Source organism: Pelagibius marinus (assembly GCF_014925385.1).
Lineage (GTDB): Bacteria > Pseudomonadota > Alphaproteobacteria > Kiloniellales > Kiloniellaceae > Pelagibius > Pelagibius marinus.
This window is the reverse complement of the sequence record NZ_JACSDK010000001.1, coordinates 101,262-126,856: the sequence shown is the minus strand read 5'-3', so window position 1 is coordinate 126,856 and position 25,595 is coordinate 101,262. Positions and strand designations below refer to the sequence as shown.

General features: G+C 67.3%; 26 protein-coding genes. 13 read left to right on the top strand and 13 right to left on the bottom strand.

The genetic code is table 11. The annotated features are described in order from the left end of the window. Nucleotides 1–127 precede the first annotated feature (127 nt). A complete protein-coding gene (gene pnp / locus H7X47_RS00590; protein WP_193366671.1) occupies nt 128–2,236 on the top strand; it encodes a polyribonucleotide nucleotidyltransferase in 2,109 nt (702 codons plus the stop codon). 51 nt (nt 2,237–2,287) lie between these two features. Then, nucleotides 2,288–3,073 carry a glycerophosphodiester phosphodiesterase family protein gene (locus H7X47_RS00585; protein WP_193366670.1) on the top strand — a complete coding sequence of 262 codons (786 nt, stop codon included), beginning with the start codon at nt 2,288–2,290 and terminating at the stop codon, nt 3,071–3,073. A 22-nt stretch (nt 3,074–3,095) separates the two neighbouring features. On the opposite strand, the gene H7X47_RS00580 is transcribed toward H7X47_RS00585, so the two are convergent. The 3 genes from H7X47_RS00580 to fabA all read right to left on the bottom strand — a co-directional run bounded on the left by H7X47_RS00580 (nt 3,096) and on the right by fabA (nt 5,836). Further along, nucleotides 3,096–3,899, bottom strand: a complete 804-nt coding sequence (locus tag H7X47_RS00580) for an SDR family oxidoreductase (RefSeq protein WP_193366669.1) — start codon at nt 3,897–3,899, stop codon at nt 3,096–3,098. Between the two features lie 16 nt (nt 3,900–3,915). After that, the gene (gene fabB, locus H7X47_RS00575; protein ID WP_193366668.1) at nt 3,916–5,136 is read right to left on the bottom strand and encodes a beta-ketoacyl-ACP synthase I; all 1,221 of its coding nucleotides are present in this window, start codon (nt 5,134–5,136) and stop codon (nt 3,916–3,918) included. Nucleotides 5,137–5,221: 85 nt separating this feature from the next. Next, nucleotides 5,222–5,836 carry a 3-hydroxyacyl-[acyl-carrier-protein] dehydratase FabA gene (gene fabA, locus H7X47_RS00570; protein ID WP_322096437.1) on the bottom strand — a complete coding sequence of 205 codons (615 nt, stop codon included), beginning with the start codon at nt 5,834–5,836 and terminating at the stop codon, nt 5,222–5,224. A 428-nt stretch (nt 5,837–6,264) separates the two neighbouring features. Here fabA and irrA point away from each other — a divergent pair, with 428 nt between their 5' ends. The 4 genes from irrA (at nt 6,265) to H7X47_RS00550 (ending at nt 9,574) form a co-directional block, all read left to right on the top strand. Further along, a complete protein-coding gene (irrA, locus tag H7X47_RS00565; protein ID WP_193366667.1) occupies nt 6,265–6,696 on the top strand; it encodes an iron response transcriptional regulator IrrA in 432 nt (143 codons plus the stop codon). A gap of 182 nt (nt 6,697–6,878) precedes the next feature. Then, the gene (locus H7X47_RS00560; RefSeq protein WP_193366666.1) at nt 6,879–7,295 is read left to right on the top strand and encodes a rubrerythrin family protein; all 417 of its coding nucleotides are present in this window, start codon (nt 6,879–6,881) and stop codon (nt 7,293–7,295) included. Nucleotides 7,296–7,556: 261 nt separating this feature from the next. Further along, on the top strand, nt 7,557–8,903 hold the full coding sequence (locus H7X47_RS00555) for a heterodisulfide reductase-related iron-sulfur binding cluster (RefSeq protein WP_193366665.1): 1,347 nt from the start codon (nt 7,557–7,559) through the stop codon (nt 8,901–8,903). A 68-nt stretch (nt 8,904–8,971) separates the two neighbouring features. Next, nucleotides 8,972–9,574 carry a DUF3501 family protein gene (locus tag H7X47_RS00550; protein WP_227010100.1) on the top strand — a complete coding sequence of 201 codons (603 nt, stop codon included), beginning with the start codon at nt 8,972–8,974 and terminating at the stop codon, nt 9,572–9,574. A 131-nt stretch (nt 9,575–9,705) separates the two neighbouring features. Here H7X47_RS00550 and H7X47_RS00545 read toward each other — a convergent pair whose 3' ends face one another. Further along, complete coding sequence (locus tag H7X47_RS00545; RefSeq protein WP_193366664.1) at nt 9,706–10,290, bottom strand: SH3 domain-containing protein; 585 nt, start codon at nt 10,288–10,290, stop codon at nt 9,706–9,708. A gap of 274 nt (nt 10,291–10,564) precedes the next feature. Here H7X47_RS00545 and H7X47_RS00540 point away from each other — a divergent pair, with 274 nt between their 5' ends. From H7X47_RS00540 to H7X47_RS00530, 3 genes are all read left to right on the top strand, one after another. Continuing rightward, the gene (locus tag H7X47_RS00540) at nt 10,565–11,551 is read left to right on the top strand and encodes a 2-hydroxyacid dehydrogenase (protein WP_193366663.1); all 987 of its coding nucleotides are present in this window, start codon (nt 10,565–10,567) and stop codon (nt 11,549–11,551) included. Nucleotides 11,552–11,571: 20 nt separating this feature from the next. After that, entirely contained in the window at nt 11,572–12,192 is a 621-nt protein-coding gene (locus H7X47_RS00535) for a class I SAM-dependent methyltransferase (protein ID WP_193366662.1), read from the top strand. Between the two features lie 101 nt (nt 12,193–12,293). Then, entirely contained in the window at nt 12,294–13,220 is a 927-nt protein-coding gene (locus H7X47_RS00530) for a hypothetical protein (protein WP_193366661.1), read from the top strand. A 155-nt stretch (nt 13,221–13,375) separates the two neighbouring features. Here the strand turns inward: H7X47_RS00530 and H7X47_RS00525 are convergent, their stop codons facing one another. The 9 genes from H7X47_RS00525 to H7X47_RS00485 all read right to left on the bottom strand — a co-directional run bounded on the left by H7X47_RS00525 (nt 13,376) and on the right by H7X47_RS00485 (nt 22,421). Next, on the bottom strand, nt 13,376–14,365 hold the full coding sequence (locus H7X47_RS00525; protein ID WP_193366660.1) for a BMP family lipoprotein: 990 nt from the start codon (nt 14,363–14,365) through the stop codon (nt 13,376–13,378). A 73-nt stretch (nt 14,366–14,438) separates the two neighbouring features. Then, nucleotides 14,439–15,269 carry a HesA/MoeB/ThiF family protein gene (locus H7X47_RS00520; RefSeq protein ID WP_193366659.1) on the bottom strand — a complete coding sequence of 277 codons (831 nt, stop codon included), beginning with the start codon at nt 15,267–15,269 and terminating at the stop codon, nt 14,439–14,441. A gap of 292 nt (nt 15,270–15,561) precedes the next feature. Further along, a complete protein-coding gene (gene cysK, locus H7X47_RS00515; protein WP_193366658.1) occupies nt 15,562–16,545 on the bottom strand; it encodes a cysteine synthase A in 984 nt (327 codons plus the stop codon). Between the two features lie 42 nt (nt 16,546–16,587). Beyond that, complete coding sequence (locus H7X47_RS00510; RefSeq protein WP_193366657.1) at nt 16,588–17,043, bottom strand: RrF2 family transcriptional regulator; 456 nt, start codon at nt 17,041–17,043, stop codon at nt 16,588–16,590. 3 nt (nt 17,044–17,046) lie between these two features. Continuing rightward, a complete protein-coding gene (gene dut / locus H7X47_RS00505) occupies nt 17,047–17,541 on the bottom strand; it encodes a dUTP diphosphatase (protein ID WP_193366656.1) in 495 nt (164 codons plus the stop codon). A gap of 44 nt (nt 17,542–17,585) precedes the next feature. After that, entirely contained in the window at nt 17,586–18,785 is a 1,200-nt protein-coding gene (coaBC, locus tag H7X47_RS00500; RefSeq protein ID WP_322096436.1) for a bifunctional phosphopantothenoylcysteine decarboxylase/phosphopantothenate--cysteine ligase CoaBC, read from the bottom strand. A gap of 134 nt (nt 18,786–18,919) precedes the next feature. Next, on the bottom strand, nt 18,920–19,714 hold the full coding sequence (locus H7X47_RS00495; protein ID WP_193366654.1) for a substrate-binding periplasmic protein: 795 nt from the start codon (nt 19,712–19,714) through the stop codon (nt 18,920–18,922). A 266-nt stretch (nt 19,715–19,980) separates the two neighbouring features. Beyond that, nucleotides 19,981–21,573: a 2-polyprenylphenol 6-hydroxylase gene (gene ubiB, locus H7X47_RS00490; protein WP_193366653.1), complete on the bottom strand. Its 1,593-nt coding sequence runs from the start codon at nt 21,571–21,573 to the stop codon at nt 19,981–19,983. Nucleotides 21,574–21,590: 17 nt separating this feature from the next. Continuing rightward, a complete protein-coding gene (locus H7X47_RS00485; protein ID WP_193366652.1) occupies nt 21,591–22,421 on the bottom strand; it encodes a class I SAM-dependent methyltransferase in 831 nt (276 codons plus the stop codon). A gap of 86 nt (nt 22,422–22,507) precedes the next feature. Between H7X47_RS00485 and mutM the strand changes: the two genes are divergently transcribed. The 4 genes from mutM to rpsT all read left to right on the top strand — a co-directional run bounded on the left by mutM (nt 22,508) and on the right by rpsT (nt 25,193). Then, nucleotides 22,508–23,407 carry a bifunctional DNA-formamidopyrimidine glycosylase/DNA-(apurinic or apyrimidinic site) lyase gene (gene mutM, locus H7X47_RS00480; protein ID WP_193366651.1) on the top strand — a complete coding sequence of 300 codons (900 nt, stop codon included), beginning with the start codon at nt 22,508–22,510 and terminating at the stop codon, nt 23,405–23,407. 74 nt (nt 23,408–23,481) lie between these two features. Beyond that, nucleotides 23,482–23,874 carry a hypothetical protein gene (locus H7X47_RS00475; RefSeq protein WP_193366650.1) on the top strand — a complete coding sequence of 131 codons (393 nt, stop codon included), beginning with the start codon at nt 23,482–23,484 and terminating at the stop codon, nt 23,872–23,874. A 131-nt stretch (nt 23,875–24,005) separates the two neighbouring features. After that, complete coding sequence (locus tag H7X47_RS00470; RefSeq protein WP_193366649.1) at nt 24,006–24,782, top strand: enoyl-CoA hydratase; 777 nt, start codon at nt 24,006–24,008, stop codon at nt 24,780–24,782. A 147-nt stretch (nt 24,783–24,929) separates the two neighbouring features. Further along, nucleotides 24,930–25,193: a 30S ribosomal protein S20 gene (gene rpsT, locus H7X47_RS00465; RefSeq protein WP_193366648.1), complete on the top strand. Its 264-nt coding sequence runs from the start codon at nt 24,930–24,932 to the stop codon at nt 25,191–25,193. The last annotated feature ends 402 nt before the right edge of the window (nt 25,194–25,595 follow it).

Here is a 25,595-nt window from a genome sequence, read left to right as displayed (position 1 = left end):
TTTGAGGGCCGGGCCGACGTAAGGGGCGTCCGGGGAATGATCCCCGGGACGGGCGCCCCTTGCGCGGGTCCGGCGCTTTGCTATCTGGCAAATACCGACCGGCGTAAGGTTGGAAGGACCTAAAAGCATGTTTGATATCTATAAGCAGGAAATCGAGTGGGGCGGGCGCAAGCTGACCCTGGAAACCGGCCGCATCGCGCGCCAGGCCAACGGCGCCGTGCTGGCGACCTACGGCGAGACCGTGGTGCTCTGCACCGCCGTCGGCGAGTCCTCGCCGCGCCCGGGCATGGATTTCTTCCCGCTCACCGTGAACTACCAGGAGAAGACCTTTGCCGCGGGCAAGATCCCCGGCGGCTTCTTCAAGCGCGAGGGCCGGCCTTCGGAGAAGGAGACCTTGACCTCCCGCCTCATCGACCGGCCGATCCGCCCGCTCTTCGCCAAGGGCTACAAGAACGAGACCCAGGTGATCTGCACCGTGCTGAGCCACGACATGGAGAACGACCCCGACGTCGTCGCCATGGTCGGCGCCTCGGCCGCGCTCACCATCTCCGGCCTGCCCTTCCTGGGGCCCATCGGCGGTGCCCGCGTCGGCTACAAGGACGGCGAGTACATTCTCAACCCGCTGATGGACGAGATGGAGGATTCCGCTCTCGACCTCGTCCTCGCCGGCACCCGTGAAGGCGTGCTGATGGTCGAATCGGAAGCCCACGAGCTCTCCGAAGAGATCATGCTGGGCGCCGTGGCCTTCGGTCACGAGCAGATGGGGCCGGTCATCGACGGTATCATCGCCCTGGCCGAGCGCTGCGCCAAGGAGCCGATGGACGTCCCGTCCCCGGCCCCCGAGGTCGAAGAGGTCAAGAACAAGCTGATCTCCGGCGGCATCATGGACAAGCTGGCCGAGGCCTACAGCGAGGTCGACAAGCTGGCCCGCCAGGCCAAGGTCGCCGCGGTGCGCGAAGGCGCCGTCGCGGATCTCAGCGACGAGGAAAAGGAAACCGCTTCCGGTCTCTTCAAGTCGCTGGAAGCCGACGTCGTGCGCGGCAACATCCTGAAGGGGACCAAGCGCATCGACGGCCGCACCACCACGGACATCCGTCCGATCGTGGCGCAGGTCGGCGTCTTGCCGCTGACCCACGGCTCGGCGCTGTTCACCCGCGGCGAGACCCAGGCCCTGGTCACCACCACTCTGGGCACCGGCCAGGACGAGCAGATCATCGACTCCCTGGAAGGCAGCTACCGCGAACACTTCATGCTGCACTACAACTTCCCGCCCTACTCGGTGGGTGAGTGCAGCTTCCGCCTGGCTCCGGGCCGCCGCGAGATCGGCCACGGCAAGCTGGCCTGGCGCGCCGTTCGCCCGCTGCTGCCGACCAAGGAAGACTTCCCCTACACCGTCCGCGTGGTCTCCGAGATCACCGAGTCCAACGGCTCCTCCTCCATGGCGACGGTCTGCGGCTCCTCGCTGGCGCTGATGGATGCCGGCGTGCCGCTGGCCCGGCCGGTGGCGGGTATCGCCATGGGCCTGATCAAGGAAGGCGACGACTACGCCGTGCTGTCCGACATCCTGGGCGACGAAGATCACCTCGGCGACATGGACTTCAAGGTGGCCGGCACCGAAGTCGGCATCACCTCGCTGCAGATGGACATCAAGATCACCTCGATCACCAAGGAGATCATGGAGGTCGCGCTCAATCAGGCCAAGGGTGGGCGCCTGCACATCCTCGGCGAGATGAACAAGGCCCTGACCTCGGCGCGCGAAGGCGTGTCGGAGAACGCCCCGCGCATCACCGTGATCACTATCCCCAAGGACAAGATCCGTGACGTGATCGGCACCGGCGGCAAGGTCATCCGCGAGATCTGCGAGGAGACCGGCGCCAAGATCGACATCGAGGACGACGGCACCGTGAAGGTCGCCGCGGTCGATCAGGACCAGGGCCAGGCGGCGCTGGACTGGATCAAGTCGATCGTGGCCGAGCCGGAAGTCGGCGTGGTCTACGACGGCAAGGTCGTGAAGGTCGTCGACTTTGGCGCCTTCGTGAACTTCCTGGGTCCGCGCGACGGCCTGGTGCATATCAGCGAGCTGGCGCCGGAGCGCGTCGCCACCGTGACCGACGTGGTCAAGGAAGGCGACAAGGTGAAGGTGAAGTGCATCGGCATGGACCGCGGCAAGGTGAAGCTGTCCATGAAGCGCGTGAACCAGGAGACCGGCGAGGACCTGGAGGCCCAGGCCAGCTAAGGCGCCTCAAGCTTCAGTTCAAGAACCGGCCGGCGGCGGGGTGATGGCGACATGACCTCTCCGCCGGCTTTTTCTTTGCCCAGGATCATGGGGCATCGCGGCGCCAAGGCGCTGGCGCCGGAGAACACCCTCGCCTCCATGAAGGCGGCGGCGGCGGCCGGGGTCAGCTGGGTCGAGTTCGACGTCATGCTGACCGGCGACGGCCAGCCGGTGCTGTTCCACGACGAGACCCTGCGGCGCACCACCGGCGCGAGGGGCGACATGGACCGGACGCCGCTTTCCGAGCTGCGCGGCCTCGACGCCACCCGACACTTCACGCAGAAGTACAGCCGGCGCGCCGGCAAGCGCTTCAAGGGACAGCCCGACTGTCGGGTGCCGACCCTGGAGGAGACCGCGGCCTGCCTGCTGGATCTCGGCCTCACCCCCAACGTGGAGATCAAGCCGACCCGGGGCCTGGCCGCCGAGACGGCGGAGGTGGCGCTCACCCGGCTGCGGAAACTCTGGCCGGCCGACCGCCCGGCGCCGCTGGTCAGCAGCTTCGAGCGCGAGTCCCTGGCGGCGTCGCGCCGCGTCGCGCCGGACTGGCCGCGCGGCCTGCTGGCGGAGGACTTTCCGGCGGACTGGCGCGAAGCCCTGGCCGAGCTGGACTGCGCCTCCTTCCACATGTACTGGCGGCGCACCCGGCGCGCCGAGGTGGCGGCGGTGAAGGCGGCGGGCTATGCCTTCGCGGTCTACACGGTAAACGGGGTGCGCGCCGGCCGGCGGCTGCTCGACAAGGGTGTCGACTGCCTCATCACCGATCGGCCGGACCTGCTGGTCCCGGCGCTGGCGGGCTGAACTATTCCGGAGATGTCAGGCTCTATTCGCCCGAGCGGCTCATGCGGCCGGGCGAGGGAATGCCGACGATGTTGTAACCGCCGTCGACGTAGTGCACCTCGCCGGTGACCCCCTTCGAGAGGTCGGAGGCGAGGTAGAGCCCGGCCGAGCCGACCTCTTCCAGCAGCACGTTGCGCTTCAGCGGCGCGTGGTCGCGGTTCCAGCCGAAGACGAAGCGCGCATCGCCGATGGCCGAGCCGGCCAGGGTGCGCATGGGCCCGGCGGAGATGGCGTTGACGCGGATGCCCTGCTCGCCCAGATCGACGGCCAGGTAGCGCACGCTGGCCTCCAGCGCCGCCTTGGCCACGCCCATGACGTTGTAGTTGGGGGTCACCCGCTCGGCGCCCAGGTAGGTGAGCGTCATCAGGCTGCCGCCGTTCGGCATGATGGTGACGGCCTGGCGCGCCACGGCGGTGAAGGAGTAGCAGGAAATCGACAGGGTGCGCCGGAAGTTGGCGCGGCTGGTGTTGAGGTAGCGGCCCTTCAGCTCTTCCTTGTCGGAATAGGCGATGGCGTGGACCACGAAGTCGACCGAGCCCCAGCTCTTGCCCAGCGCATCGAAGGCGCCGGCGATCTCGCTTTCCTGCTCAACGTCGCAGGGCAGCACCGTCTCGGAGCCGACGGAGGCCGCCAGCGGCCGCACCCGGCGCTCGAAGGCCGCGCCCTGGTAGGTGAAGGCGAGTTCCGCCCCGTGGCCGTGCAGAGCCTTTGCGATGCCCCAAGCGATGGAGTGGTCGTTGGCCACTCCCATGATCAGGCCGCGCTTGCCGGCCATCAACCCAGCCATTTACCGAGCCCGCCCTCTATCTTTCGAAGCGTTTGAAGGCAAGGCAGGCATTGGTGCCGCCGAAGCCGAAGCTGTTTGACATGACGCAGTTCAGCTGCACGTCGTCTTCCAGTTCGCGGACGATCGGCATGCCTTCGGCATCGGGGTCGAGGTTATCGATGTTCGCCGAGGCGGCAACGAAGCTGTTGTCCATCATCAGCAACGAGTAGATCGCTTCGTGCACGCCGGTGGCGCCCTGGGAATGGCCGGTCAGGGACTTGGTGGAGGACACCCTCGGCATGTCGGCGCCGAAGGCCTCGCGGATCGACTGCAGCTCGACGATGTCGCCCGCCGGGGTCGAGGTGCCGTGGGCGTTGATGTAGTCGACGGGCGTGTTGCCGAGGCTCTGCATGGCCAGGCGCATGCAGCGCAGCCCACCCTCGCCCGAGGGGGCCACCATGTCGAGGCCGTCGGAGGTCGCGGCATAGGCGGCGACCTCGCCGTAGATCTTGGCGCCGCGCGCCTTGGCGTGCTCCAGCTCCTCCAGCACCACCACGCCGCCGCCGCCGGAGATGACGAAGCCGTCGCGGTCCTTGTCGAAGGCGCGGCTGGCGCGCTGCGGCGCGTCGTTGTAGCCGCTGGACAAGGCCCCCATGGCGTCGAACAGCACGGTGAGGGTCCAGTGCAGCTCTTCACCGCCCCCGGCGAAGACAACGTCCTGCTTGCCCATCTGGATCAGCTCGGTGCCGTTGCCCACGCAGTGCGCGGAGGTCGAGCAGGCCGAGGAGATCGAATAGCTGAGGCCCTTGATCTTGAAGGAGGTGGCGATGTTCGCCGAGTTGGTCGATGACATGCAGCGCGGCACCATGTAGGGGCCGACCCGCTTGGGGCCCTTGGTGCGCGCCAGGTCCGCCGCCTCGACCTGGTTGGAGGTCGAGGGACCGCCGGAGCCCATGACGATGCCGGAACGCTCGTTGGAGACCTCGGCCTCGGTCATGCCGGCGTCGGCGATGGCTTCCTTCATGGCGATGTAGTTGTAGGCTGCGCCATCGCCCATGAACCGCCTGGTCTTGCGATCGATGTGATCGTCCAGATTGATGTTCAGGGAGCCATGAACATGGCTGCGAAAGCCCATTTCCGCGTAGGTATCGCAAAACTCGATACCCGAGCGACCGGTCCGTAAAGCTTCGATCACCTCGGCCTTGTTGTTGCCGATGCTGGAGACGATGCCTATGCCGGTGACAACGACTCGGCGCATATAAAACCTGTCCGTCCTGCGACTGTGATACGTGATACTGGTCGTCTTGCTTATACTGTCCGGCCTGGGGCGCGCCGCGCCCGCCTCAGGCGCCTTGAGCTTCGCTTTTAAAGAGCCCGACCTTCAGGTCTTTGGCTTCGTAGATCGGTTTGCCGTCGGCCTTCATGATTCCATCGGCGATACCCAGGACCAGCTTGCCCATGCGCACCCGTTTCAGGTCCAGATGATAGCTCACCATCTTCACCGTCGGCGTCACCATCTCGCTGAATTTTACCTCGCCGACGCCCAGCGCGCGTCCGCGCCCCGGGGCGCCGAGCCAGCCGAGAAAGAAGCCGAGAAGCTGCCAGAGGGAATCAAGGCCCAGACACCCGGGCATGACCGGATCGCCCTCGAAATGGCAATCGAAAAACCAGAGATCGGGCTTGATGTCCATTTCGGCCACGATATGGCCCTTGCCGTGCTCGCCGCCGTCCTCGCGGATTTCGGTGATGCGATCGAACATCAACATCGGCGGGAGGGGCAGCTGCGCGTTACCAGGACCGAAGAGCTTCCCGTGCGCACACTTCAGCAGATCTTCGTAAGGAAAACTGTTCTGTCGCTCGGTCAATAGATCCACCCAGTCCGCCACTTGTTCGTATCGACCGGCAGCCTTGGCGGGTCCGGGACCCCTCGATGCGCTGCCGACTCCCATATTTTTCATGGCCTCTTCCCGGAACCGCTATCTCCCTAGATAAGCAGCTCTCCGGAACGTCACCACGACAAAAAGCGTTGCCGCACGAATTCCCCTGGCGTCCAGAGGAGTTCCGGCCAACGCCTCGCGAACTATAGCATAGGAAGAGGGCTGTCAAACAGCTTCGCATGGCGCCGAAAGCAAGGCGCGCCCTGGTGCCGCCCCCGGGGCGGAGCTCCCTCCGGGGGTGAGAAAGAGGCCGCCCGGCTTGATGCGCCCCCAGGCCATGGTCGCGCGGCGCGGCGGGCGGAGCGGCGCAGCTGCTGGCCCGCCATGGTTAACGGGCGGCGCGGTTCTCAGGGAAAACTCCTGATATTTAAACTTGTTCCAAAGAAGTTGACATAGGACTGTAATTGCCACTTTAATTCTGGCAGCTGGGATCTATATATCGGGATGCAATGACCAAGGATCGTCCATACAGCGCGCTCGTCCAGCGCCTCAAGGTGGCTGGCCTGCGCCCGACCCGTCAGCGGCTGGCCCTGGCCAAGCTGCTGTTCGAGGCGCCCGGGGGCCACGACCGCCACATCACGGCGGAGCAGCTGCATGCCGAGGCGGTGGCCGACAACGTGCGGGTTTCGCTCGCCACCATCTACAACAGCCTGCACCAGTTCACCGAAGCCGGTCTGCTGCGCGAGGTCGTGGTGGAGTCCGGGCGGTCCTACTTCGACACCAACGTCACCGACCATCACCATTTCTATTTCGAGGACAGCGGCCGCCTGCAGGACATCCCGGGCGAAATGGTGCAGCTCGAAAACCTGCCGACGCCGCCCGTCGGCGCCAAGGTGGCCCGCGTCGACGTCATCATCCGGGTCAATGAGAGCGGCGAATAAAGCCGCTCCTCCACGCCCTTAAAAACCTCCTTAGAATCATTCTAAACTGTTGACAGGCCCCCGTTGGGGGTCTATTTAGTCTCTCGTGAAGGGGCGCCTTCCGGCTGTCTTGCTGGCGGCCGGCGACGCAACAAGCCCCGAAAACAGGATCAGAAAATCTCACCTACAGGAGAGACAAAGCCATGTCGCTAAAAGACTCGAAGACCGAAGCCAATCTGAAGGAAGCCTTCGCCGGCGAGAGCCAGGCCAACCGCCGCTATCTCTACTTCGCGCAGAAGGCCGACATCGAGGGCTTCAACGACGTTGCCGCGGTCTTCCGTTCGACCGCGGAGGGTGAGACCGGCCACGCGCACGGCCACCTGCAGTACCTCGAGGAGGTCGGCGACCCCGCGACCGGCGAGCCGATCGGCGACACCACGCTGAACCTCAAGTCCGCCATCGCCGGCGAGACCCACGAGTACACCGACATGTACCCCGGCATGGCCCGCACGGCCCGCGAAGAGGGCTTTGACGAGATCGCCGACTGGTTCGAGACCCTGGCGAAGGCCGAAAAGAGCCACGCCGGCCGTTTCCAGAAGGCCCTCGACACGATGGCTTGATCCGGCTGCGGGATCGGGGAGACGGCACACCGCGAAGCGCCGCCTCTTCGGTCCTCTCCGGGTTTCTCATGTAAGTGCAGGACTGGAGCGGCGGTTCGCCGCGAAGGGCCGCCGCTCCAGCCCCTGCGTCTTGCAGCACAAAGAAAGCAGTCACTTCATTCAGTTGGGCGCCTGCCGTCATGGTCGACGGAGGAGCCTTTCCGGTACCGTCGAGGGCAGATCCCGCCGGTCCGGCCTGTGCGATATCAGCGAGGGGAAGACATGAGCGAAGGTGGTTTGAACGCCCCGGTGCGTCACCCGATCGACTGGAACGATCCGGATTTCTACGACTGGGAGAAGCTGAACGCCGAGGTCGAGCGCGTCTTCGACATCTGCCACGGCTGCCGGCGCTGCTTCAATCTCTGCGACTCCTTCCCGCGCCTCTTCGACCTCATCGACGAGTCGGAAACCGGCGAGCTGGATAGCGTCGACAAGGCCGACTACAAGCCCGTCGTCGACGCCTGCACGCTGTGCGACATGTGCTTCATGGTGAGCTGCCCCTACGTGCCGCCCCATGAGTTCAACATCGATTTCCCGCACCTCATGCTGCGCTACCGCGCGGCCGAGCGGAAGCGCGGCCACATCGACGGCCGCGTCGAGCAGCTCATCAAGACCGACCGCAACGGCAAGCTGGCCGGCATCGCGCCGGGGCTGGTGAACTGGGCCGGCGACACCAAGAACAAGCTGACGCGCCCGGTCATGGAAAAGGTCGCCGACGTGCACCGCGAGGCCGACCTGCCGAAGTTCCACGGCAAAACCTTCGCCCTGCGCGCCAAGGACGAGGTGCCGGCGGTCAACCCCGAGGCCCCGGCCAAGGGCCGCAAGGTGGCCTTCTACGCCACCTGCTTCGTGAACTACAACAACCCGGACATCGGCGCGGCCGCCCGCGCGGTGCTGGCCAGGAACGGCGTCGAGACCGAGGTGGTCTATCCCTCCTGCTGCGGCATGCCGCAGCTCGAGCAGGGCGACATCGAGAAGGTCGCCGAGTCCGCCGGGCGCGTCTCCGCCGAACTCTGCGAATGGATCGACAAGGGCTACGACATCGTCGCGCTGACGCCGTCCTGCGCGCTGATGCTGAAGTTCGAGTGGCCGCTGATCCTGCCGGACAACGACACGGTGAAGAAGCTCTCGCAGCATACCTTCGACATCACCGAGTACGTGGTCGACATCGCCAAGAAGGAAGGCCTGGCCGAGGGCCTGGGCACCCTGGAAGGCGGCGTCGCCCTGCACATGGCCTGCCACGCCCGCGCCCAGAACATCGGCGCCAAGGCCGCGGAGATGCTCCGCCTCATGCCCGATGCCGACGTGAAGGTCGTCGAGCGCTGCTCGGGCCACGGCGGCTCCTGGGGCATCTTGAAGGAGAATTTCGACACCGCCATCAAGGTCGGGCGCACGGCGGCGCGGCAGACCGCGCAGGCCGGCAAGGCCTATGTGGCTTCTGAATGCCCGCTGGCCGGCCAGCACATCCTGCAGGGCATCGACCGCCTGCAGATGGAGAACAAACCCGAGGTCGCGCGCAGCTACCACCCCATCGAGCTCTTCGCCAAGGCCTACGGCCTGGCCGACTAGGGAGCTGAATCGGCCAAAGGGGTGGCGGCCACGCGCCGCCGGCCTCAGATGAAGAGGAGTTGAACGAGATGAGCACCGGACTTGCCATGAAGAAAGAGATCACCCGCGAAGACATTCTTCCGATGGCGACCTACGAGGCCGAGCGCCGGGAGCTGCGCCGCGACCTCGTCGCCAAGAAGAAGTTCCGCCGCCAGGACGTCGGCCCGGTCTGCACCTTCTACTTCGAGAACTACGAGACCATGTGGGCCCAGGTCCACGAGATGCTCTACATCGAAAAGGGCGGCGAGGAGCAGATCGCCGACGAGCTCAGCGCCTACAACCCGCTGATCCCGCAGGGCCGCGAGCTGGTCGCCACGGTGATGTTCGAGATCGACGACGCCCTGCGCCGCAAGACCTTCCTCTCCAAGCTGGGCGGCATCGAGGAGACGGCCTTCTTCGAGGTCGACGGCGAGCGCATCGTCGGCAAGCCGGAGGAGGATGTGGACCGCACCACCGCCGACGGCAAGGCCTCCTCGGTGCAGTTCATCCACTTCCCCTTCACCGACGCCCAGGCCGAGAGGTTCAAGACCCCGGGCACCCGCGTCATCCTGGGCTTCACCCACCCGGAATACGGTCACATGACCATCCTGTCGGAAGACGTGCGCGCCGCCCTGGCCCAGGATTTCGACTGAAGCGCCGGGGCTCTCACCCTTCGAGACGGGCTCTGTCCTCCTCAGGGTGAGGCGGGTAAAGGCACGATAAACTCCTCGTCCTGAGGGGGCCCTGAAAGGGCCGTCTCGAAGGGCGGGGAGTTTTTCTGTCCCTACTCCACCTTTTCGCCGGGATAGAGGCCGTAGAAGGCGCCGCGCTGCAGCCAGCCGCTGTAGCCGTCGACGCTGACCTTGCACCAGTCGGTCTCGCAGCGCTCCAGCACCCCCACCACGCCGGCGTCGACCAGGGCCACGCCGGGGGCCTCGGCCTCCGGGCGGCGGCGCAGGGTGTGGCGCTTGCCGGTGACCAGGATGCCGCGCTGGCCCTGGACCATGGACTGGTGCACCCAGCCCTCGGTGCCCTGCCAGTCGCGGATGCGCCGCCAGGTGTCGAACTCGTCGATGATCTCCACCGGCAGGCCGGCCCGGTGGTAGACCCAGTCGATGGGATAGCGGATGCCCGGGCCGATGCGCAGGTTCACCTCGTCGGCGCGCAGGGTGACGAACCTCGGCAGCGGCAGGCCCGTGCGCCCCGGCGGCGCCGGGCGCCCGGGGGGCGCCTGGGTTTCCTCCCCGCCGCCCTGGGAAGCGCCCTCAGGGGCCTCCTGCACCCGGGCAGGCCCGCTCCAGCCCAAGAGGAGCAGGGCGGCGAGCAGGGAGATCCTCGCGATGGGGGCCAGCTGATGAAGCCTCGGCATGTTTTCCTCCTACCCCCCGCCCTCGCGCCGGGTCAAGACGGCCCCGCCGCCTGTCCGCCCGCCTGCCCCGGAATTTTCCCGGCCCGGAGGCGGAATGCCCGCCGGAGGCCCGGAAAGTGGGCTGTCCCCTGGACAAGCCGCCGCCCCGCCTGCTATGGCAAGGCGCGAACCCGGGGCGCCGGAAGCTTGGCCGGCCCCGCGGGCTTCCAGCCTTTTCGCCCATCGCATGGTCATGACCGTGGCCTTCCCGGCCCGCATTTCGAGTTAGGAAGCAATGCCCCACAAGAAGGTCCGCGTAATCGTCACCCGCCGCCTGCCCGACGTCATCGAGACGCGGATGATGGAGCTCTTCGACTGTCACCTGAACATCGAGGACAAGCCGATGAGCCAGGCGCAGCTCATCGAGGCGGTAAAGGAGGCGGAGGTCCTGGTGCCCACGGTGACCGACCGCATCGACGCGGCGGTGCTGTCCCAGGCCGGCCCGCAGCTGAAGCTGATCGCCTCCTTCGGCACCGGCGTCGACCACATCGACCTGAAGACGGCACGCCAGCGCGGCATCACCGTGACCAACACCCCGGGTGTCCTGACCGAGGACACGGCGGACATGACCATGGCCCTCATCCTCTCGGTGCCGCGGCGCCTGGCCGAGGGCGAGCGCCTGGTGCGCACCGGCGAGTGGCAGGGCTGGGCGCCGACCGGCATGCTGGGCCACCGGGTCAACGGCAAGCGCCTGGGCATCATCGGCATGGGCCGCATCGGCAGCGCCGTGGCGCGCCGGGCCAAGGGCTTCGGCATGTCGATCCACTATCACAACCGGCGGCGCGTGCACCCCTCGGTGGAGGAGGAGTTGGAGGCGACCTACTGGGAGAGCCTCGACCAGATGCTGTCCCGCATGGACATCATCTCCATCAACTGCCCGCACACCCCGGCCACCTTCCACCTGCTCTCGGCGCGCCGCCTCAAGCTGCTGCGCGAGGACGCCTACATCGTCAACACCTCGCGCGGCGAGGTGGTGGACGAGAATGCGCTCACCCGCGCCCTGGAGGCCGGCGAGATCGCCGGCGCCGGCCTGGACGTCTTCGAGCACGAGCCGGCGGTCAATCCCAAGCTGATCCGCCTCGACAACGTGGTGCTGCTGCCGCACATGGGCTCGGCCACCATCGAGGGGCGCATCGCCATGGGCGAGAAGGTCATCATCTCCATCAAGACCTTCGTCGACGGCCACACCCCGCCGGACCGCGTCCTCGAGACGATGTTCTAGGCGACGGGCACTCGAATCCCATGGAAGACGGCCCCGTCGTCAGCGGTACCGAAGGCTACGGCGAAGAGGCCCCCAACCTCGTCGACAGCTACGAACGTCCGGTTTTCGACATCGCGCATGCCGACGTGCTGCACCTGCTGCCGCCGCCGCCCGCCGCCGTGCTCGACATCGGCGCCGGCACCGGGCGCGACGCGGCGGCGCTGGCCGCGCGCGGTCATCGGGTGGTTGCCGTGGAGCCGACCGCCGGACTGCGCGAGCCGGGCAAGGCCCTGCATTGCGCATCGAGCATCGAATGGATCGACGACAGCCTGCCGGAGCTGGCGCGGCTGGCCGACCGCCCCGGCGCCTTCGACGTCATCATGATGACTGCCGTCTGGATGCATCTCGACGCGGACCAGCGCCGCCGGGGAATGCCGGCGGTGGCGCGTCTGCTGGCGGCCGGCGGCGTGCTGATCCTCACCCTGCGCCATGGCCCGGTGCCGCCCGGGCGCCGCATGTTCGAAATAACCGGCGCGGAAACCATCGCTCTTGCCGCACCCGAAGGCCTGGTGCCGGTGTTCCAGCAGGACCATGATGACGGTTTCTTCCATCGCCCGGAAATCTCCTGGACGCGCCTGGCGTTCCGTAAGGACGGCATCTAGCCGGGGCGGCCCTGCGACTCTTTTCGCAGTTGCGAAATAGCGCCTTAAGCCTAAGCTGAGGGCCGCTTTGCCTGCCGCGACCCGCAACAGGAGGTCCCCGCATGCTCTCGTCCCTTGCCACGCTTCAGGATACCCAGGCGGCCCGCGCGGCCTGCCTGCCCACTGCCACGCTGGACCCGGCCGAGGCCGCGCCGTTTCTGGAGGCCTTCCACCAGAGGAACGCCCTCCTCGATACCCTGTTCTACGACGTCTCCCGCATCGCGGGGGCCGAGGCCCGGGCGATCAGCCCCTGGCTGGCCCGCGAGGGCTCCCTGCTCTACGTGCCGCCGACGGGTGCGGGTGAGCTCAAGCTCTGCGCCGGGCGCGACGCCCTGATCCAGGCCGGCGAGGCCGCGGGGCCGCTGCGCGGCCTGGCGGTGGCCGGGGTCGGCAGCTCGGCCCTGGGCTCGGCCGCCTTCGCGCGCAACGTCGCCGACGCCCTGGGCGCGCCGGTGGCCGCGGTGGTTTCCGGCTATGGCCTGGGCGACTTCGTGACCGAGGCGCTGGGCGGCTGGTTCTTCTTCAGCGCCCGCAACCGCCTGCGCCACTTCGAGCAGGAGCTGGAGGAACTGCTGGAGCAGCACTCCCTGGTCGGCACCGTGCCGGCGCTCTTCGGCGAGCGGCGCGGCGACGACACGGCGGCGGTGCTGGGCCTGCTGCGCGACCCACGCTTCGACTTCGACTTGCTGACCGGCCACTCCAAGGGCAACCTGGTGCTCTCCGAGGCGCTCAACGCCCTGGTGCGTTATGACGGCCCCAGCCTGCCGATTGCCCGCGATACCAGGATCATCACCGTCAGCGCGGTCATCGCCATGCCGCCGGCCTTCACCGACATTGTCGACGTGATGGGCCAGTGGGACCTTTTCGGCGCCTTCAACTCGCGCGCCGGCATTCCCGTCGACGTCACCGTGCCCCTGGCCCTGCACCACACCAACACGGAGCTGGACTGGCACCTGCCGGTGACCAGCACCTTCAAGGCAATCCTTTAGGAGCGCTCACGGCTTCATGCTTCGAGACGCTTGCTGCGCAAGCTCCTCAGCACGAGGTCGGGTTTCGTTGGTTAGCCTCACCCTGAGGAAGTGCGTGAGCGCCGTCTCGAAGGGCGAGGCGGATCATCGCCACATCCGGTTATTTCACTGAGCCCTTACTTGAAGGGACAGGGGCCGTCGCGGGTGACGTCGTGCACCTTGATGCTGCCGCCGGCGATGCCCTCCTCGGCCGCCTCGGCGGCGGCTTCCATCTCCTGGGTTATGAGGCGCACGTTGTCGTCGTCGATCACCCAGTCCAGGCCGCCCTCGGCCAGGCCCTTGACCTGGACGCCGGGCTGCCAGGTGCCGTCCAGCGCGGTGACGAAGTTGTCGTAGACCACGTTGTCGATGCGCTTTCTCAAGGAGGTCAGCACCTTGCCGGGATGCAGGGCGTTCTGGTTGGAGTCCGTGCCGATGCCCAGGATGCCCGCGTCGGCGGCTGCCTGCAGCACGCCGATGCCGGTACCGCCGGCCGCCTGGATGATGACGTCGGCGCCCTGCTCGATCTGGGAGCGCGCCAGTTCGCCGCCGCGCACCGGGTCGCTCCAGGCCGCCGGCGTCGGCCCGGTCATGTTGACCAGCACCGTCACCTTGGGGTCGGCGCTGCGCGCGCCCTGGATGTAGCCGCAGGCGAACTTGCGGATCAGAGGGATGTCCATGCCGCCGACGAAGCCGATGGTGTGCGACTGGGAGGCCATGGCCGCCAGCAGGCCGACGACGTAGGACCCCTCCTGCTCCCTGAACACCACCGACTGCACGTTGGGTGCCTCGACCACGGAGTCGACGATGGCGAAGCGGGTGTCGGGGAACTGCGGGGCCACGCTGGCCAGGGCCGAGGCGTGGGTGAAGCCGATGGCGACGATGGGCGAGAAGCCGCGCTGGGCGAAGTTGCGCAATGCCTGCTCGCTCTGAGCCTGGGTGGAAATCTCGAACTCGCCGTAGTCCTCGCCGGTCTCCTCCTTGAAGCGCTGGGCACCGTCGTAGGCGGCCTCGTTGAAGGAGCCGTCGAACTTGCCGCCGACGGAATAGACGACAGCGGGCTTGGCCGAGGCGGCGGAGGCGAAAAGGCCGAGCAGGACGGCGAGCAGGATCGGGCGAAGGGTCAAGCGGCGGCTCCCGAAGCGGCAGGTGACAAGGCCTTGGACTCTAGGCGATTTCCGTGCCGCCCGGAAGACGCTCCTAAACCGCGCAGAGCGGCTCGCCGGTCCGGTAGTCCACGGTCTTGAGGTCGCGGATGGTCGCCTGGGAGCCGCAGAGGGCGCAGTCGGGGTCGCGCGGCACGCTCACCTTGCGGAAGGTGGTCTCCAGGGAATCGAAGAGCACCAGCTGGCCGGCCAGCGAGCTGCCGATGCCGAGGATCTCCTTCACCACCTCGTTGGCCTGCAGGGCGCCCAGCGTGCCGGCCAGCGCGCCGAGCACGCCGACGTCGGCGCAGCTTTCCTTGGGGTCGCCCGGCTGCGGGCCGAAGAGGCAGCGGTAGCAGGGCGTCCCGCCCTCGTGCGCTTTGCCCTCATAAGCCTTAAAGGTGGAGAGCTGGCCGTCGAAACGCATGATGGCGGCGGAGACCAGGGTCTTGCCCGCCAGGTAGCAGGCGTCGTTGGCCAGATAGCGGGTCGGGAAGTTGTCGGAGCCGTCGGCCACCAGATCGTAGCGGCCGATCAGGTCCAGGGCGTTGTCGGGCGAGAGGCGCTGGTTGTGCGCCTCGACCGTCACCTCGGGATTGATCTCGGCGATCCGCCGCCGGGCGGACTCCACCTTGGCCATGCCGATGTTGGCGGTGTCGTGCAGCACCTGGCGCTGCAGGTTGGAGAGGTCGACCACGTCGTCGTCGACGATGCCGAGCGTGCCGATACCGGCGGCCGCGAGGTAGAGCAGCAGCGGCGAGCCGAGGCCGCCGGCGCCGATCACCAGCACCCGGGCCTTCAGCAACCTTTCCTGGCCCTCCTCGCCGATCTCCGGCAGCACCAGGTGGCGCGCGTAGCGGTCGATCTGGTCGTCGCTGAAATCCATGGGGCGAAGTCTAGATCAATCCTCGACCAGGTGGAATCACCTGGTCGAGGATAAATTGATCTATCTTAAAAGGTTAGAGCAACTTGTCCGCGTCCCTCTGGACGCGGGTTGCTCTAGCGCCTTGAGCCTGTTGGACAAAGGGGGTGTGAGGGGGCGCACTCGGACGCTTCCGCCACTCGGTCGTCACCCTCGGGCTTGACCCGAGGGTCCATTCCTCAGCTTGCGCCGGCCCGGTCCGGCCTTGCCATGGATGCTCGGGTCACGCCCGAGCATGACAACGAAAATGAACTCCTTACAGCCCTTCGAAGAGCGCCGTCGAAAGGTAGCGTTCGGCGAAGGACGGCAGGATGGCGACGATCAGCTTGCCTTCCATCTCCGGGCGCTCGCCGATCTCCATGGCCGCGCAGAGGGCGGCGCCGGAGGAAATCCCGACCGGCAGGCCCTCCAGGGCCGCGGCCTTGCGCGCCATGCGGAAGGCCGTGTCGTTGCCGATGGGCAGGACTTCGTCGATCAGGGCGGTGTCCAGGTTGCCGGGCACGAAGCCGGGGCCGATGCCCTGGATCTTGTGCGGGCCCGGCTGGCCGCCGGACAGCACGGGGCTGTCCTCCGGTTCCACCGCCACCATCTTCAGCCCCGGCTTGCGGGCCTTCAGGACACGGCCGACGCCGGTCAGCGTCCCGCCGGTGCCGACGCCGGAAACGACGACATCCACCTTGCCGCCGGTGTCCTTCCAGATTTCCTCCGCCGTGGTGCGCTCGTGGATCGCCGGGTTGGCCGGGTTGTTGAACTGCTGCGGCATGACAGCGCCGGGGTTCTCGGCCAGGATCTCCTCGGCCTTGGCCAGCGCCCCGGTCATGCCCTTGGCGCCCTCGGTCAGCACCAGCTCGGCGCCCAGCAGGCGCAGCATCTTGCGGCGTTCCTGGGACATGGTCTCCGGCATGGTGAGGATCAGGCGGTAGCCCTTGGCGGCGCAGACGAAGGCCAGGGCGATGCCGGTGTTGCCGCTGGTCGGCTCGACGATCATGCCGCCTTCCTTCAGCTTGCCCTCGCGCTCCAGCGCCTCGACCATGGCCAGGCCGATGCGGTCCTTCACCGAGGCCAGGGGGTTGAAGAACTCGCACTTGCCGGCGATGTCGGCCTTGGCGCCGTAGGCGGCGGCAAGCTTCGGCACCCGCACGATGGGCGTGGCGCCGATGGTGTCGAGGATGGAGTCGTAGATTTTGCCGCGGAACTCACCCGTTTCCTGGGCAGATGTCTCTGCCTTCACTGCTTCCATGTTGCGCCGTCCGTTCCCTGAAGTGGTGTTTCCTGCTCTTCCCTAGATCGTGAAATCGGTGATCTGCCGGGCCTCGCTGGTGATGCCCTGCTCGCGCGCCCTCTCGCAGAGCTCCTCGATGGTCAGGTTGTCGAAGCGCTCCATCATCTGGCGTTGCATGTCGATCCAGATCGGCCTCAGCACCTTCACGCCCAACTCCGAGCCTTCCGGGTCGGCGGCCGGGTCGCTGGTGCCCTCCAGCTGCCGCACGATGCGGATGATCTCGCCGACGGAGATGCGCCGGCGCTCGCGCGCCAGGCGGTAGCCGCCCTTGGGGCCGCGCTGGCCGGAGAGGATGTCGTGGTGCACGAGCTGCTGCAGCACCTGCTCCAGGTAGCGCCGCGGGATGCCCTGGCGGCGCGAGATGTCGGTGGAGCGCACCGGCCCGGCGCCGGCGTGGTAGGCGATGTCGACCACGGCCTCGATGGCGAAGAGCAGCTTTTTCGAGAGTCTCAGCATGGTTCAGTCGCCCGCCGCGGCTTTGTCGCCCGCCACATTGTCCTGGGCGCCGACGCCGGTGGAGCCGAAGCCGCCGGCGCCGCGGGCGCTTTCCTCCAGGTCGTCGCTCACCGTCCAGGCGACGCGGGCATAGGCCGCCACCACCATCTGGGCGATGCGGCTGCCGCGTTCGACGACGAAGGGCTGGTCGCCGTGGTTGATCAGGATCACCCCGACCTCGCCGCGGTAGTCGGCATCGATGGTGCCCGGCGCGTTCAGCACCGTGACGCCCTGCTTCAGGGCCAGGCCGGAGCGCGGGCGGACCTGCGCCTCGGTGCCCGGCGGCAGGGCGATGGCAATGCCGGTGGGAATGAGGCGCCTTTCGCCGGGCGCCAGGGTCACCGTCTGCTCGACGGCGGCCAGCAGGTCCATGCCGGCGGAGTCACTGGTGGCATAGGCGGGCAGGCTGAGGTCGGCGGCGTGGTCGAGGCGCTTGATGGCAACGCTGAGAGCGGTCATGTCGGTCTACGCGGTCCCTGTCAGGTTCTTGTTCTTCGTCTTGTTTAGCGTCCGAGGGTCACGGCGATCTGCCGGCAGAGGCGCTCGGCCACCTCCGCCTTGGTCATCTGCGGCCAGTCGTCGACGCCCTCGGCCGTGATCAGGTGAATACGGTTGTCGTCACCTCCGAATGTCGCCGTGCCCGGCGCCACGTCGTTGGCGAGGATCCAGTCGCAGCCCTTGCGCGTCAGCTTGGCGCGGCCCTGCTCGATCACCTTTTCGGTCTCGGCGGCGAAGCCGATCACCAGGCTGGGGCGCTCCGGGCCCGCCTGCGACAGCGCGGCCAGGATGTCGGGGTTCTGCTTCAACTCCAAGGCGGCGGGGATGCCGTTGTCCTTCTTGAGCTTTTGCTGGGCCGCGGCGGCGACGCGCCAGTCGGCCACGGCGGCGGCGCAGACCGCGATCTCCACCGGCAGGGTGGCGCGACAGGCGGCCAGCATCTCCTGGGCGGTTTCCACGTGCACGGTCTTCAGGCCCTCGGGGTCCGGCAGCTGGCTGGGGCCGGAGACCAGGGTGGTCTCGGCGCCGTGGCGCGCCAGGGCGGCGGCGATGGCGTGGCCCTGCTTGCCGGAGGAGCGGTTGGCGATGTAGCGCACCGGGTCGATGGGCTCGTGGGTCGGCCCGCTGGTCACCAGGGCGCGCAGGCCGCTGAGCGGACGCGGGGCATCGAGGGCGGCTTCGATGGCCGCCAGAATCTCGTGGGGCTCGGCCATGCGCCCGAAGCCGTACTCGCCGCAGGCCATGTCACCCTCGTTGGGGCCGACGGTCAGGACGCCGCGCTGCTTCAGGGCGGCGATGTTGGCCTGCGTCGCCGGATGCTCCCACATGCGCACGTTCATGGCCGGGGCGACCAGGACGGGCTTGTCGGTGGCCAGCAGGGCGGTGGAGGCCAGGTCGTCGGCGCGGCCCTGGGTCATCTTGGCCAGCAGGTCGGCGCTGGCCGGCGCCACCACCAGCAGGTCGGCGTCGCGCGACAGCTGGATGTGGCCCATCTCCGCTTCGTCGGTGAGGTCGAAGAGCTCGCCGTAGACCTTGTCGCCGCTCAGCGCCGAGAGCGACAGCGGCGTCACGAACTGGGCGCCGGCCCGGGTCAGCACGCAGCGCACCGCCGCGCCCCTTTCCTTGAGACGGCGGATCAGTTCCAGCGACTTGTAGGCGGCGATGCCCCCCGAGACGATCAGAAGAACCCGTTTACCAGTCAGCACAGCGGTTAAGCCCATATTTCACGGCAACGAAGCGTGAATAACCTAGGGGCTTGCCTGCGGGAAGGCAAGCAAAGCCGGTTTCCAGCGCTTTCCCAGGGAGTTAGATCATCTTGTCAGTGATCCGGTGCGCCCTGTCATCTGGTATAGCGGGCGATGATCCCGTCGTGCAGGTCCGGTGTGATCTCCGTCCGGATTGCCTCCTCCACCCGGGCGACGACGGCCTGCGCGTCGGGATAGGTCTTGCGCAGGCCGAAGCTCATGGCGCCCCTGTGCCCTTTGGTCACATAGTCGGCAGGGATACTGAAGAACTTATCGAGCACGCCCAGTTCGGCCAGTTGGATCCACGTCACCAGCGGGTCGGCGTAGTAAAAGTCCGCGCGGCCCCGCAGCAGCATCTTGAGAATCTGCTGGATGTTTCTGACGGTTAGCCGTTGCGGGTGGTCTTGCCAGATGTGTTCGCCGGAGCTGTTTCCGATGAAATCCACCACGTTGAAGGCGTAGAGTCCTTCCTTGGAATGGACGGCGCGGATCTCATCGGCACGGGGATTGTCGACGGTGACGAATAAATGGGCTTCTGCCAGCGGGGTCACGATCGTGGGGGCGAAATAGACGTATTCCTTTCGTTTCTCGGTGATGGGGCAGCACAAAGCATCCGCAAGATCGTTGGCTACCATGTATTGCGCACGCGCCCAGGGGAATCCCTCGTGCGTCATGGCATAGCCACAGGCCTCACCAAGGACTCCCATCAGGTCGATGAGAATGCCGCGCATCCTTCCCTCCTCTTCATCAAAGAAGGAGTAGGGCCGAAAATCACGATAATAGACCGCGCGGATCAGTACCTGTTTCGACTCTTGTGCGCGGGCTCGGACAAAGCCGAGAGCCGGGACGCCAGCGAGAACCGCGGCAACGACAGAACGGCGGGACAGCATTTGCATTGCCCTCCATGAATCCGAACGCCGAGACTTGAAGAATACGGCATTTCATAAACCACAACAAATTCTATGAGCCGTGCCCTGCACGGCGACGGGCTCAGGTAAACAACAGGAAGGCGAAAAGCCGTCGTTGTATCGCCTCGAGGCTGACTTAAGGAAGCTGAACTGAAGTCAGGCTGAAGACTTGCGTCGCCGGGCGCGCCTTCGAAGAACAGGCGGGTCCATTTGTCGCTCTTTTTCGGAGACGGAAATGGCGGGCCGCCCTAAAGCAGGGCGACCAGGGCGATGACCAGCGCGGCCACGGCGACCGGCAGGGCCCAGCGTCCCAGGTTCCCGCCCGGCCGGTTGGTCAGGCGGGCGATGGTCTCCGGGTGCAGGCGGATGCGCCCGGCGGCCAGTTCCTCGGTGGCGCGCTCCAGGTTGTCGGCCAGGGCGGGGAGCTGGCGCAGGCCGTGCAGCACGTCCTCCACGCCCTCGCGCAGGCGCGCCTCGGGGCCGCGGTTCTCGCGCATCCAGGCGTCGATCAGCGGCTGGGCCAGGGTCCAGATGTTGAGCGAGGGATCGAGGCTGCGGCTCACGCCCTCGGCCATCAGCATGTTCTTCTGCAACAGCAGCAACTGCGGCTGCACCGGCAGCTCGAAGGATTCGGTGAGGCGCAGCAGCTGCGCCAGCAGCCGCGCGAAAGAGATTTCGTTCAGCGGCCGCCCGGCGATGGGCTCGCAGACCGAGCGCAGTGCCTGGGCGAAGACGTCGAGGTCGCGGCTCTGCGGCAGGTAGCCGGCCTCCATGTAGACCGCGGCCAGCCGGTGATAGTCGCCGTCCAGCGTGGCGATCAGCATGTCGGCCAGGTGGCGCCGGGTGCGCCAGTCCATGCGCCCCATGATGCCGAAGTCGACGGCCAGGATATTGCCCTCGCGGTCGACCCACATGTTGCCGGGGTGCTGGTCGCCGTGGAAGAAGCCGTCGCGGAAGACCTGGTTGAAGAAGATGCCTGCCGCCTTGGTCAGGACGTCCCCCAGGTCGTGGCCGGCGGCCTGCAGCGCGGCGCGGTCGTCCATGGGGATGCCGCTGACCCGCGACATGGTCAGCACCCGGCGCGAGGACCGCCGCCAGTCGATGGCCGGCACGTTATAGGTCGGGTCCCCGGCGAAGTTCTCCGCCAACTCGGAGGCCGCCGCCCCTTCCATGCGCAGGTCCATTTCCAGTCGCACGGTGTTCTCGAAGACGCGCACGGCCTCCACCGGGCGGAAGCGGCGCAGCTTGGGCTGGGTGCGCTCGATCAGCTCGGCCACCCAGTAGAAGAACTCCAGGTCACGGTCGAAGGCCTTCTCGATGCCGGGCCGCAGGATCTTCACCGCCACCTGCAGCGGTTCGCGCGGCCGGGTTTCGCCGCCTTCACCCTCGCCCTCTTCTTCGGCCTCCTCTTGCGGGGCCACGGTGGCGTGATGCACCTGGGCGATGGAGGCGGCGGAGACCGGCTCCGGGTCGAAGGAAAGGAACAGCTCTTCGACCGTCCGGCCCAGCTCTTCCTCGATGATCTCGCGTGCGATGGCGGTGTCGAAGGGCGGCAGGTGATCCTGCAGCTCGGCCAGGTCCAGCGCGATCTGCTCGCCCACCAGGTCGGCGCGGGTGGACAGCGCCTGGCCCAGCTTGATGAAGCTCGGCCCCATCTCGGTGAGGGCGCGGGCCAGCTTCTCGCCCGGCCGTCCCTCCGCCTGGCGGCGCGAGAAGCGGCGGGCGAACCACACCAGGCCGGGCGCCACGCCCATCTCCTCCAGCGGCGCCAGGGCGTCGTGGCGCGCCAGGGTGCGGGCGATGCGCTGGAAGCGCAGCAGGGACCGGAGGGTACGGAGCATGGTTGTCGTGAATCCGGTTAAACGCGCCAGCCGGAATGCAGCGCGGCGATCCCACCGGAGAGATTGCGGTAGCGGACCTGGGCCAGGCCGGCCGCGCCCATCATCTCCACCAGCTCCTCCTGCGGCGGGAAGCGGCGGATCGATTCCGCCAGATAAAGGTAGGAGTCGCGGTCGCCGGCGACGGCGGCGCCCATGGCCGGCAGCACCTTGAAGGAGTACTGGTCGTAGAGTTCGGCGAAGACCGGCAGCACCACGCGGCTGAACTCCAGGCAGAGGAAGCGCCCGCCGGGCTTCAGGACGCGGCGCGCCTCGGCCAGCGCCCGCTCGACGTGAGTGACGTTCCTCAGGCCGAAGGCGATGGTGTAGGCGGTGACCGAGCGGTCGGGCAGCGGCAGGCGCTCGGCGTCGCCGCAGACCCAGGAGAGGCCCCTCAGCCGCCCGTGGTCGATGGCGCGGTCGCGGCCCACCGCCAGCATGTCCGCCGTCAGGTCGCAGACGATGACGTGCCCCCCGGGATCAGCGGAGGCTCCTGCATGTCCTTGTTTCTCCAGGCGCTCCAGCACGCGGAGGGCGATGTCGCCGGTGCCGCCGGCGGTGTCCAGCAGCGTGATGCCCGGGCGCGGGTTCAGCCAGTCGACCATGGCGGCCTTCCACAGCCGGTGGATGCCCCCGGACATGAGGTCATTCATCAGGTCGTAGCGGCCGGCGACCGACTGGAAGACGCCGCGCACCAGTGAAGGCTTCTCGGCCTCGTCCACCTCGCGGTAGCCGAAGTGGGTCCTGCCCTGCTCTTCCGCGGGGTCTTCTGCGGCTTTTTCCGGCGGCTCTGAAACTGGGTTTGCGTTCATCGCGCGGACCATAGCGCGCGCGGCGGCGGCGCGCTACTCTGCGCGCCATTTCGCCGCGACCCCTGTTTTGCCGGATTTCCCCCGAGATGCCCGAGTTGCCCGAAGTCGAGACCGTGGTGCGCGGCCTGCGCCCCAAACTGGAGGGCCACCGCCTGAAACGGGTCGAGCAGCGCCGTCCGGACCTGCGCTTTCCCCTGCCGGCGGACTTCGCCGGGCGCCTGACCGGCCGCCGGGTGGCGCGCATTCAGCGCCGCGCCAAGTACATGCTGTTACACCTCGACGACGGCCCAGGCGGCGGCCCAGGCGGCGGCCCAGGCGGCGGCCCAGGAGGCGGCGAAGTGCTGCTCTGCCACCTGGGGATGTCCGGGCGCATGACGATCGTCGAGCCGCCCGCCAAGAAAGGAGGGCGAGCCGGCCCGCGTCCGCCGCTGGACAAGCACGACCACGTCATCTTCACCACCGACGCCGGGGTGGAGGTCCGTTTCAACGACGCCCGGCGCTTCGGCATCATGGACCTGGTCGCCGCCGACGCGCTGGAGGCGCACCCCCTGCTGCGCGACCTGGGGCCGGAGCCCTTGGGCAACGATTTCAACGGCCCCGGCCTGGCCGCGGCCCTGAAGGGCAAGCGCTCGCCGATCAAGGCGGCGCTGCTGGATCAACGGGTGGTGGCCGGGCTCGGCAATATATATGTCTGCGAGGCGCTCTACTTCGCCGGAATCTCGCCGCGCCGCCAGGCCTATACGGTGCAGGGCGGGCGCGCGGAAAAGCTGGCGGCGGCGGTGCGCCAAGTGCTGACCCGCGCCATCCAGGCCGGGGGCTCCTCCCTGCGCGACTACGTGCAGGCCGACGGCGAGCTCGGCTACTTTCAGCACGAGTGGGCGGTCTATGGCCGCGAGGGCGCGCCCTGCAAAGCCTGCGGCGCGCCGATCAAGCGCCTGGTGCAGAGCGGGCGCTCCACCTTTTATTGCCCGCAATGTCAAAGATGAGCGCAGAGAGTCGGCGGCGGGGCGCCTGCGAGGATTCTGTTTCCCTGGGCGCGGCTCTGGGGTAGGAAACCGCCATGCTTCGCACGCCGCTGCACCGCGTTCTTCTCGCCGCCCTGCTGGCCCTGGCCGTCCTCACGCCGGCCGCGCCGCTTCAGGCGCAGGAAAAGGACGGGCCGGGGGACGGATACGTTGCCGGAATTCCCGACCTGCCGCTGATGCCGGGGTTGCAAACGCTGCCCGACAGCGGCGTGGTCTTCGACAAGCCGGGCGGTCGCATCGTCGAAGCCTTCGCCGAAGGCGACGTCGCCGCGCAGGCGGTGCACGGTTTCTACGACCAGACGCTGCCGCAACTCGGCTGGCGGCGCGAAGCGGCGGGCGCCTATCTGCGCGAGGGCGAGCGGCTGAAGCTCGATCTCAGCGAAGAGGCCGGGCGTCTTACCGTGCATTTCAGACTGTTTCCCCAGTAAGCGGCGAGCACGCGATGCCCTGGGGGAACCCGCGACGGGAGAACAGCCGCCGAGTCGCCACAGCGGTCGCGCGAAGCCGCCGCCGCCCGGCACGGACCGGCGTGATCTAAAGAGGTAGGAAGGAAGAGGCCATGAGCTACGAAAACATCATCGTCGAAAAGGAAGAAGGCGTCGGGATCGTCACCCTCAACCGTCCCAAGGCGCTTAACGCGCTCTGCAAGGCGCTGATCGACGAACTGGAGCAGGCGCTGGACGACCTTGAGGGCGACGACGCCATCGGCTGCATCCTGCTCACCGGTTCCGAGAAGGCTTTCGCCGCCGGCGCCGACATCAAGGAAATGAAAGACAAGACCTACCAGCAGGCCTACGCCGAGGACTTCATCACCGTAGGCTGGGAGCGCCTGTCGAAAACCCGCAAGCCGGTGATCGCCGCGGTGGCGGGCTACGCCCTGGGCGGCGGTTGCGAGATTGCCATGATGTGCGACTTCATCCTGGCCGCCGACACCGCCAAGTTCGGCCAGCCGGAGATTACCATCGGCACCATTCCCGGCTCCGGCGGCACCCAGCGCCTGACCCGCTTCGTCGGCAAGTCCAAGGCCATGGAGCTGTGCCTGACCGGGCGCATGATGGATGCCGAGGAGGCCGAGCGCGCCGGCTTGGTGGCGCGCATCATTCCGGCTGCGGATCTTATGGTGGAGGCCAAGAAGACCGCGCAGAAGATCGCCGGGCTGTCGCGCCCGGTGGTGATGATGGCCAAGGAGTCGGTCAACCGGGCCTACGAGACCACCCTGGCCGAGGGCATCAGGTTCGAGCGCCGGGTCTTCCACAGCACCTTCGCGCTGGACGACCAGAAGGAGGGCATGGCCGCCTTCGCCGAGAAGCGGGCGCCGGCCTGGAGGAACCGCTGAGGCGGGCCCCGGGCGCGAGGGCGCCGTTAACCCTGGTTTCGCGCGATTTTGCGCGGGTCACCGGGGGGTGAATGGCCGCTTGACGAGGCCGGGGGCGGGGGCTATAACCCCGCCTTCCTCATGCACTGAGTACGAAGTTTCAAGCACATGGCAAACCATCAATCTGCCAAGAAGCGGATCCGCCGCAACGCCCGCCGCACCGTGATCAACGGTGCGCGCGTCAGCCGCATTCGCACCCACGTGAAGGCGGTGGAACTGGCGATCGCCAGCGGCGACAAGACGGCGGCCCAGGCCGCGCTGAAGGCGGCCCAGCCGGAGCTGGCCCGCGGCGTGCGCAGCGGCGTGCTGCCGAAGAACACGGCGTCGCGCAAGATGTCGCGCCTTTCGGCCCGCGTCAAAGCCATCGGCTGACCCCGCTTCCGCCGGGAAAAAAAGCCCGGGACATGACGAGGCCGCGCCTTCTTTGAAGAGGGCGCGGTTTTTCGTGTTTGATGATGGGCTCTCGTCAGACTCCCTAGTCGCATCCGAGTGTTGCAGATCGGTCGGTGGGTCAAAAAAAATCCCGTTCCCTATTCGATCCGCTTGTCACCCGAAGTCTATGCGGGTACATTAACTCTATCGCGCTTGGGGGTTCTGAGTAAGAAATTCTAGGAAAAAGCAAAATAAAAAGTCGCGCCGATCAAGTAATTCCTGAAATGAATTATTGATTTCGCCGCAGGCGCGGCAGGGGCTAAACGCTTCTCTAGGTCGCCGTTGTTTTTTTCCGACCCGCCTGGCTCTTGGAGCCCTTCCCAAGTCGATCGCTGGAACAAC

Excerpts from the sequence above, each read along its gene's own strand:
- cysK (WP_193366658.1), bottom strand. The coding sequence starts at position 16,545 with ATGGAAGCAGTGAAGGCAGAGACATCTGCCCAGGAAACGGGTGAGTTC.
- H7X47_RS00470 (WP_193366649.1), top strand. The coding sequence starts at position 24,006 with ATGAGCTACGAAAACATCATCGTCGAAAAGGAAGAAGGCGTCGGGATC.
- H7X47_RS00550 (WP_227010100.1), top strand. The coding sequence starts at position 8,972 with ATGAGCACCGGACTTGCCATGAAGAAAGAGATCACCCGCGAAGACATT.
- rpsT (WP_193366648.1), top strand. The coding sequence starts at position 24,930 with ATGGCAAACCATCAATCTGCCAAGAAGCGGATCCGCCGCAACGCCCGC.
- ubiB (WP_193366653.1), bottom strand. The coding sequence starts at position 21,573 with ATGCTCCGTACCCTCCGGTCCCTGCTGCGCTTCCAGCGCATCGCCCGC.
- mutM (WP_193366651.1), top strand. The coding sequence starts at position 22,508 with ATGCCCGAGTTGCCCGAAGTCGAGACCGTGGTGCGCGGCCTGCGCCCC.
- H7X47_RS00485 (WP_193366652.1), bottom strand. The coding sequence starts at position 22,421 with ATGAACGCAAACCCAGTTTCAGAGCCGCCGGAAAAAGCCGCAGAAGAC.
- H7X47_RS00495 (WP_193366654.1), bottom strand. The coding sequence starts at position 19,714 with ATGCTGTCCCGCCGTTCTGTCGTTGCCGCGGTTCTCGCTGGCGTCCCG.
- H7X47_RS00580 (WP_193366669.1), bottom strand. The coding sequence starts at position 3,899 with ATGGCTGGGTTGATGGCCGGCAAGCGCGGCCTGATCATGGGAGTGGCC.
- H7X47_RS00540 (WP_193366663.1), top strand. The coding sequence starts at position 10,565 with ATGCCCCACAAGAAGGTCCGCGTAATCGTCACCCGCCGCCTGCCCGAC.
- H7X47_RS00560 (WP_193366666.1), top strand. The coding sequence starts at position 6,879 with ATGTCGCTAAAAGACTCGAAGACCGAAGCCAATCTGAAGGAAGCCTTC.
- H7X47_RS00475 (WP_193366650.1), top strand. The coding sequence starts at position 23,482 with ATGCTTCGCACGCCGCTGCACCGCGTTCTTCTCGCCGCCCTGCTGGCC.
- H7X47_RS00510 (WP_193366657.1), bottom strand. The coding sequence starts at position 17,043 with ATGCTGAGACTCTCGAAAAAGCTGCTCTTCGCCATCGAGGCCGTGGTC.
- dut (WP_193366656.1), bottom strand. The coding sequence starts at position 17,541 with ATGACCGCTCTCAGCGTTGCCATCAAGCGCCTCGACCACGCCGCCGAC.
- H7X47_RS00555 (WP_193366665.1), top strand. The coding sequence starts at position 7,557 with ATGAGCGAAGGTGGTTTGAACGCCCCGGTGCGTCACCCGATCGACTGG.
- H7X47_RS00585 (WP_193366670.1), top strand. The coding sequence starts at position 2,288 with ATGACCTCTCCGCCGGCTTTTTCTTTGCCCAGGATCATGGGGCATCGC.
- irrA (WP_193366667.1), top strand. The coding sequence starts at position 6,265 with ATGACCAAGGATCGTCCATACAGCGCGCTCGTCCAGCGCCTCAAGGTG.
- H7X47_RS00535 (WP_193366662.1), top strand. The coding sequence starts at position 11,572 with ATGGAAGACGGCCCCGTCGTCAGCGGTACCGAAGGCTACGGCGAAGAG.
- fabA (WP_322096437.1), bottom strand. The coding sequence starts at position 5,836 with ATGAAAAATATGGGAGTCGGCAGCGCATCGAGGGGTCCCGGACCCGCC.
- pnp (WP_193366671.1), top strand. The coding sequence starts at position 128 with ATGTTTGATATCTATAAGCAGGAAATCGAGTGGGGCGGGCGCAAGCTG.
- H7X47_RS00530 (WP_193366661.1), top strand. The coding sequence starts at position 12,294 with ATGCTCTCGTCCCTTGCCACGCTTCAGGATACCCAGGCGGCCCGCGCG.
- H7X47_RS00520 (WP_193366659.1), bottom strand. The coding sequence starts at position 15,269 with ATGGATTTCAGCGACGACCAGATCGACCGCTACGCGCGCCACCTGGTG.
- fabB (WP_193366668.1), bottom strand. The coding sequence starts at position 5,136 with ATGCGCCGAGTCGTTGTCACCGGCATAGGCATCGTCTCCAGCATCGGC.
- H7X47_RS00545 (WP_193366664.1), bottom strand. The coding sequence starts at position 10,290 with ATGCCGAGGCTTCATCAGCTGGCCCCCATCGCGAGGATCTCCCTGCTC.